Below are 5444 nucleotides of genomic sequence, written 5' to 3'. Positions count from 1 at the left end.
TGGATCGGCAAAATTGAGGGTGTTAAAAACTCATAACTACCTAATATAATTGAATTTTGATGACTGCAAAACCACACCATGGGGTGGATGGGCTGAGATGATTTCTTTTATTGCTTATTCTTTTGAGTCTTTATTACGTTTAACATTTTGAGTTTTTAATCGTCCTTTTCTTTGGTGTTTGGTGCCAGCAAAATTATTAATTGGCATATTAAATTCATTATATTTTTGATCTATACAATTGATAAAAAAATTCATGTCTTCTTCTGGAGTAGTATAATCAAAATCATTTTCATATCGTATTGTGTTTTCACTATTTAACTTTAATGGCCCAGACCACTTAATACCAGCTTTAGCTAAATCCTCTTCAGCATTGCTAACAGCCATTGCTAATGTACTAACCGGCCTGGGGAAAATCGGTAATTCTTGCATCCATGAAAGAACTGTTATTAAAGTATAAATTAAACGCTTTGAAAGCACCATTGATGCGCCAATTAAATACTTTTTAAAATCATTAAAATATTTCTTAGTATGGTCGGCATATTGTCGACGTACTTCATACGTACCTAATCCCATCTCTGTTAATTCAAAAATATTATAGCTATAATCCCGTCTTCTAAAAGGCTCTTCTATTCCATGTAATATTACAGCTAATAAATCCTCATCAACAGGACCAGTAATTTTAAAATAGCAAACGGGCCAATTCTCATAATTAATTTCAACGATAGACATTTGCTTGCTCTAAAAGTTGGTTAATATAATTAATTATAGAATGAATATCATTATAATAAAAGATCGAATTATTTTAGTTTATAAAATAAACTTAGTTAACTTTATCAAGTATAAAATAGCTAAATACTGCGTTGCGTTAAATAATTGTTTGGCCTTTAATATAAATATTAATTGACTTCAGTGATTTAAACATAGCCTAAAACTCCCCCACCAACATCAATCCACCCCCATGACTTACAACCATTGGCACTACATTTAATGTAAGCAGCGCTTCACTGGGATGCTGTTTATTAACTACATCTTGTTCAGCTAAAGCTTTTTCAAATGGTAAAAGCTGACTTAAAATTATACCCGTGCTAATACCACTAGCCATAGCCAACCATTCTATTGCAGTTGGTTGATATCTTGTGGTTTGATCCTGATGCAGCAAAGGTATAGCTACACCGCATAGCGAACCCATAATAACACCAACCAATACATCTGAGTAATAATGTTTGCCGGCTTTGATGCGCCAATTAGCCGTAGCACTTGCAAAAGCAAGTTGAGTGCCCCAAACCAGGGCGCTTAATTTATGGTTGCTCTCTGCCACCGCAAACAAGTACGAACCTGCAACTGCGCCGGTAAAAGCAGTGCTTGCATGACCTGAATAAAATGAAAGACGAGAGTCATTACCTTGAGTGCTGGCGTATTCTTGTACCTTAATATCACTATTATATACGTATGGGCGTGGTCTCTGAATTGCGTGCTTTACAATGTTATTTAGAAGTAAATTAATACCAACGGCTTGACCATATAGCAGTGCATTTTGTGAATATCTTTCATTCAATCCTTGGCTGGTTAAAATTAAAAGCGGCATACTTATTGTCGTTATTAACGAAATATCACTATATTTAGCTGCCGTTGGTGAAAAATTTTGCTTCACACTCTCATCAATTGTGAGTAACTCTTTATCCCATTTATTTTGCGTATCAACTGGCAGCAAATTAGTTAATCCCCAACCTAAAATAGCCCCTCCTGTAATTAAACCATCAGTACCGTAATTTACTTTTAATAAACTATTATCACTAGCGGCCTGAGCAGTTGATAAATTAATGAATGCTAAAGTAATAAACAGCAAAACCATTATCTGTTGGCGAATTGAGTTGAATAATAATAGTAGTGAAAATTTACTGCTAACCATTGATTGTGTCTCTTTTACGGTAACACCCAATAATAAATTAATACATGGCAAAAGTGATAATTATGTATTTAAAATTATTATTACAATCAGCTAATTTATTTTATAAATAATATGTCGTGAATGCAGCTATATACTCATACTTACAGATCTTTTAACACTATCTTTAATTATTAGTTGCATTTTATTTCTCATTCGCTGAAGGTATACTTCATTATAGATGTTTTCAATTGCCCGAAGAGGTACGGAGTGCAGCATGAAAATTTTATTGCAAAGCTTCTTAATTGTTGGATTGGTCACTGCAAGTGTAAGCACACCTATCCGCAAAGCCGTTGCTTGTCATCACAGCAATCATTTTATTCATGATCTGTCGGTAGACCTCGATGGTAACGACGGGCCTACCAAAACATTACAACGGTATTATCGTTATCTTGGTAAAGGTGATTTTTTAAAAATTTTAAATTTAGTTGATCGCAATGTTGAATGGAAAGTCGAAGGCGTCGAAGGCTTAGTGCCTTTTGCAGGCACCTATAATCACCGTATTGGCGTACTTAAGTATCTCTTTGATCTCGCCTGGTCAGTACGAATCAATGAATTAGCTATGCGCTATGATGTTACCCAAGGCAACATTATCCATGTGCATCTCTCTGAGTCTGGGTTAGTCAGAAAAACCCACAAACACTTCAGCATGGAAATTGTTCACACCTGGTTTTTCGATGAACATAATCGTATTGTAAAATTCAGAGAGTTTAACAATACCTTTGCCATGGCTAGCGCCTTTGATCCAAGTATGGATCCACAATATGCATTGGTCGCTAACCCTGCTGATGATGGCATTATGCCAAGTAGTTATCCTGATGCTGTGACTGTTGGCCTTACACTTTATCAGGCACTTAATGATGTTGATTTAAACACTTTTCTGGCTCAGTTATCAAATGATGTAATTTGGATCCTTGCAGGTCCTTCTGATATTACTCCTATTGCCGGAACATTTTTAGGCATACCTGGCGTCATGGATTTCTTGCAGCGCTTATTTGGTACTGAAACTTATGTAGATTTTGGTTTTAACTATTTGATTACTGAAGGTAGTCGCGTTGATTCGCAGTTTTATGAAGTTATTTATGTTTATGCCACAGGCAAAACTTTCACTTGTGAAGGTATTCACACTATTAATGTAAATGAAGAAGGCAAAATAAATTCATTTCGTAGTGTAAATGATACATATTCTGTTGCTGCCGGACATACTCCTTAAATATTATTACAATAAATTTGGCGCTAGCATGAACAGCACTAAATATAAAGTAGTTCTTGCTAGTGCCTATTATAGACCAAGTTATATTATTAGTCTTATTAACTTACCAGCCAATCAAGAGCTTCTTTTTCATCAGAAAAAGGAGCGATACTATGACTAGCAAAAACTTTAACTGCTGATAATAAAATACCTTTAATACCTGTTATACCTATGACCGCCGATTTTTTTTCATAGGGTTTTGTTTTCTTCGTTAAATTTTTTATCGCACTCATAGTTTTTTCATCGGCATGTGTGTTACGCACATCTGTAAGAACTAAAACAGATCCAAGTGGATGGCCTGAATAAAAAGATGGAACCTTATCCATTATATCAAGTAGTTCATCTCCACGTAGACCTTGATAATCAACTTTTAAAACCTGTTTACCTCTGTATTGAATCCATTTGATTCGATTACTCATGGTTTCCTCACAATTTCATATCGGTTAAACCTTTTTAGTTAATTTCCAAACAAACAAAGGCTAAACGATTTAAAACATGAATTACTTGCCAAATTTATATACATGACATAAATTTTCGGCAATTTTGAGTATAGCTTTAACTCGACGGCGATCAAGATGTTTCTTATGTCTCATTAATAGTCGTCATAAGCATCATTTTTTATGCGATGCATAACTATATTTTTACTAATCTCTTAGTTGATTATGTTTCCACCAGTTAATAGCTGGTTCAATACCATTCACTATTAAAATTGCAGGTTGCCAATCTAAAGCATCGTTATCCCATTTAGAAATATTTTTAAAATTTATTGATAATACATCGACAACTCGTCTGGATAATGGTGGTTGATCTGTACGACCAATAATTCGCCATATAATTTCTAAAAATAGTGCCATAATTAAAAGTGGCAATTTAGGTAGTTTTAATTTGGGAGGTTCGATTTCAATCTTTTGAGCAATACATCTAATAAAATCATGAATACCGATATCACCTGGTGATACCCCAAGGAACTCTTTGCCATCAGATGCAGGATTTATTGCAGACCTAAGAAGCATTTCACATAAGTCATCAATATAAATTAGTGGAGCATTTTTTTCGCCACCGTGAATAAAAAAGAGACGACCTTTTTTTAAGTTTTTTATAATATTTGGAAAAAAAGTTGTGTCACCGGGTCCAAACACCAATCCGGGATAGATGATGGATGCATGTAACTTATATTTATATTGATATTCTTTAACTAACTGTGTTGCTTGTCTTTTACTTCGTGCATATTCAGTACTTAAAAATGGCAACCATGGATTTACTCGCAAGACAGCAACGCTTGAGCAATAAACTAATCGGCAAGTTGGAGCAGTATGTCTAATAGCTTCGCAGATATTACGAGTTCCTTCAATGTTTACTTTTCTGTATTCAAACTTATTAGTCGCTGATACTTGCGCAGCAAGATGTATGCAAACATCTATCTCTGAAACGAATTGTTGAATGATTTTATAATCAGAAAGATTCCCCTGAATGATTTCTACATTATTAAATAAATCATTATCTAAGTGCGATTGACGCGATAAACAAACGACTTTATAGCCGCGACTTATTGCCAACTCAACAAGTTTTTTACCAACATAGCCAGTCGCGCCAGTAATCCCCAGACGTATTGAGTGTTCGTTTTTACGCTGTCTATTATTCACCTATTCACCACTTTTTTTCTCATATAAATAGGTGCCAATAACCATAATAATAGCGAGCCGTTAACTAATAGCAATAAAATTCTTGATTATAAAAACATTGTATAAAATTTTTTTCTTAAAACTAACCTGATTCAATCGTTATTTAACAAAAGTGTTAAAAGCCACCTTAAAAAAGTGCCAGCTACCAAATAATAGTCTATTAGCAAATATAAGTTTATTTGCGTGGCGTGGCTATCTTACTTTTCAAATAACTCTTCAATATCATCCACCGTGAGTGCCTTTTGTAACCATTTATTAAAACATTCGTTGTCAATACACTCAAGAATGCGATTGCGTTCATTTACGGTTAAATGTAAACCGCGTGTCTCTAATATAGTTAAAATTGCTTCTGCTCTGCCTTCTGCTTTACCTTCGGCCATGCCTTTTGCTCTGCCCGCCTTTATAGCACATGCCATAAGATGAGAGTGTGAACGCGCCCACATCTGGCGATCACGTGCTAAAGACTGGGGTTTGAGGAGCGGTTTTCATAATCGGATCCTCCTTAGCTAAAATATCAAACTCTTCATCAGTGTTGGCAAGAAAAAATCGCGACCATCTGCTTAAT

General features: G+C 34.9%; 6 protein-coding genes. 1 reads left to right on the top strand and 5 read right to left on the bottom strand.

The features are described 5' to 3' along the window. Nucleotides 1–114 precede the first annotated feature (114 nt). Both JW841_14910 and JW841_14905 read right to left on the bottom strand, forming a co-directional pair. On the bottom strand, nt 115–729 hold the full coding sequence (locus JW841_14910; protein MBN1962224.1) for a hypothetical protein: 615 nt from the start codon (nt 727–729) through the stop codon (nt 115–117). Between the two features lie 196 nt (nt 730–925). Beyond that, complete coding sequence (locus JW841_14905) at nt 926–1909, bottom strand: phosphatase PAP2 family protein (GenBank protein MBN1962223.1); 984 nt, start codon at nt 1907–1909, stop codon at nt 926–928. A gap of 253 nt (nt 1910–2162) precedes the next feature. Between JW841_14905 and JW841_14900 the strand changes: the two genes are divergently transcribed. Further along, on the top strand, nt 2163–3158 hold the full coding sequence (locus JW841_14900; GenBank protein MBN1962222.1) for a nuclear transport factor 2 family protein: 996 nt from the start codon (nt 2163–2165) through the stop codon (nt 3156–3158). A 98-nt stretch (nt 3159–3256) separates the two neighbouring features. Here the strand turns inward: JW841_14900 and JW841_14895 are convergent, their stop codons facing one another. The 3 genes from JW841_14895 to JW841_14885 all read right to left on the bottom strand — a co-directional run bounded on the left by JW841_14895 (nt 3257) and on the right by JW841_14885 (nt 5322). Further along, nucleotides 3257–3616: a hypothetical protein gene (locus JW841_14895; GenBank protein MBN1962221.1), complete on the bottom strand. Its 360-nt coding sequence runs from the start codon at nt 3614–3616 to the stop codon at nt 3257–3259. Between the two features lie 225 nt (nt 3617–3841). Then, entirely contained in the window at nt 3842–4840 is a 999-nt protein-coding gene (locus tag JW841_14890; protein MBN1962220.1) for an NAD(P)-dependent oxidoreductase, read from the bottom strand. Between the two features lie 236 nt (nt 4841–5076). Beyond that, entirely contained in the window at nt 5077–5322 is a 246-nt protein-coding gene (locus JW841_14885) for a hypothetical protein (GenBank protein MBN1962219.1), read from the bottom strand. Nucleotides 5323–5444: the final 122 nt, after the last annotated feature.

This window comes from Deltaproteobacteria bacterium (genome assembly GCA_016931625.1).
Lineage (GTDB): Bacteria > Myxococcota > XYA12-FULL-58-9 > XYA12-FULL-58-9 > JAFGEK01 > JAFGEK01.
This window is presented reverse-complemented; position numbering and strand designations above follow the sequence as displayed.